Origin of the sequence: Streptomyces megasporus (assembly GCF_000718985.1) — a bacterium.
Classification (GTDB): Bacteria; Actinomycetota; Actinomycetes; order Streptomycetales; family Streptomycetaceae; genus Streptomyces; species Streptomyces megasporus.
This window is the reverse complement of record NZ_JODL01000068.1, coordinates 1-975: the sequence shown is the minus strand read 5'-3', so window position 1 is coordinate 975 and position 975 is coordinate 1. Positions and strand designations below refer to the sequence as shown.

The window sequence follows — 975 nt, the reverse complement described above, 5'->3', positions numbered from 1 at the left end:
GCTAGATGAATGAGTCCGATGTCTTCAGTGGTCATAGGCGATCAGGGATCGCTTGACCGGGGCGCCGGTGGTCCAGTTGTGCCAGATGGCGGTGGCCAGGGCGAGGAGTCGTTGGCCGGTGCGGGCGAAGACCCCGGCCGGGGTTCTGCCGCCGTGTTGTTCCAGGCTGAGCTGGCCCTTGAGGGTGTCGATCACTGCCTCGATCCACTGGCGCACCCGGGCGAGACGGCCGTGCCGGACCGGCTCGTCCTTGCGGTCGGGCCGCACCAGGTGGGCGCCGAGCCGTTCGGTGATGAAGGCTTCGAACTCCCGCCCGGCGAAGCCCTTGTCGGCGAGGATTACCTGCCCGGCCCGGATCAGGCGGTGGTCGCGCTCCAGCAGCGCGGCCATCACCTCGCGCTCGCCGAGTTTGGGGTGGGCCAGGCACCAGGTGACGGGCATGCCCTCGGCGGTGGTGACCAGGTAGAGCCGCAGGCCCCAGAAGAACCGGGAGTGGCTGCGGCAGTATCCGTAGCCGGCGTGTCCGGCCAGGTCGGAGCGTTTGACCGTCTCGCGAGAGGCCGCGCACGGCAGTGGGGTGGAGTCGATCAGCCGCAGGTCGTCGTGCCAGGTGGGCACCTGTCGGGCCAGCGCCTCGATCACGTGGCTGATCAGCGGCCCGGCCGCGTTGAGGCGCTTGGTGTAGCCGGACTGCTGGGGCAGGTAGCGGAAGAGGTGCCCCAGCCGGGCGTGGGCGAAGCGGATCCAGTGCCGAGCGGAGGGAAAGCCGAGCAGGACCTGGGCGACGGCCAGGCACAGCAGTTCGGCGTCCGTCAGTTTCGGAGGTCGCCCGATCCGGCGGCATGGCGCCACGTGGTCGTCGATGAACACGTACAGTGCTGCCAGAAGGGCGTCCAGGTTTGTCTTCACACACTGACCAACGGGCGCCCTTCGCCATGGTCGCGACCAGGACAGACATCGGACTCATTCATCTAG

At 68.5% G+C, this 975-nt stretch carries 1 protein-coding gene; it reads right to left on the bottom strand.

Features of this window, described 5'->3' with window-relative positions:
• Positions 1 to 24: 24 nt before the first annotated feature.
• Positions 25 to 909 carry an IS982 family transposase gene (locus IF47_RS0126650; protein WP_031511576.1) on the bottom strand — a complete coding sequence of 295 codons (885 nt, stop codon included), beginning with the start codon at positions 907 to 909 and terminating at the stop codon, positions 25 to 27.
• Positions 910 to 975: the final 66 nt, after the last annotated feature.